Below are 613 nucleotides of genomic sequence, written 5' to 3'. Positions count from 1 at the left end.
TGCTGGAGAGCCGCGGGCTGCTGGAAAGCCGGCCGCAGTCGGGCTATTTCGTGAACCTGCGGAACGACGAAGGGCATGCGCCGGTGCGCGAGTTGCGGCCGTCGAAGCCGATCGCGATCTCGTCGTCGGTCGACGTGAGCCGGCTCGTGCTGTCGACGCTGCGCTCGATCGGCACCGACGACGCGGTGCCGCTCGGCTCGCCGTATCCGGACCCGAGCCTGTTTCCGTTCGAGAAGCTGAACCGCTATGCGTATGCGGCCGGCCGCGACAAGTCGCTGTGGGGCGTGACGGAGGGCTTGCCGCCGGGCCATCCGCGGCTGATCCGGCAGATTGCACGGCGCTACCTGGAAAACGGGATGTCGGTGGACCCGAACGAGATCATCGTGACGGTCGGCGCGACGGAGGCGATCAATCTGTGCCTGCAGGCGGTGGCGAAACCGGGCGACACGATCGCGGTGGAATCGCCGACGTTCTACGCGATGCTGCACGCGATCGAGCGGATGGGGATGAAGGCGATCGAGGTGGCGACGCATCCGGAGTACGGGATCGACATCGCGGCGCTGGCGACGATCGCGAAATCGCAGCCGATCGCCGCGTGCATGGTGATGCCGAA

General features: G+C 67.2%; 1 protein-coding gene. It reads left to right on the top strand.

What is annotated here, in order from left to right:
• A partial coding sequence (locus GQ57_RS35445; protein ID WP_034200338.1) for an aminotransferase class I/II-fold pyridoxal phosphate-dependent enzyme occupies nt 1-613 on the top strand: 613 nt, incomplete at both ends.

Source organism: Burkholderia sp. MSh2, assembly GCF_000731655.1.
Lineage (GTDB): Bacteria > Pseudomonadota > Gammaproteobacteria > Burkholderiales > Burkholderiaceae > Burkholderia > Burkholderia paludis.
The sequence above is the reverse complement of the archived record's forward strand: the minus strand, read 5'-3'. Positions and strand labels throughout refer to the sequence as shown.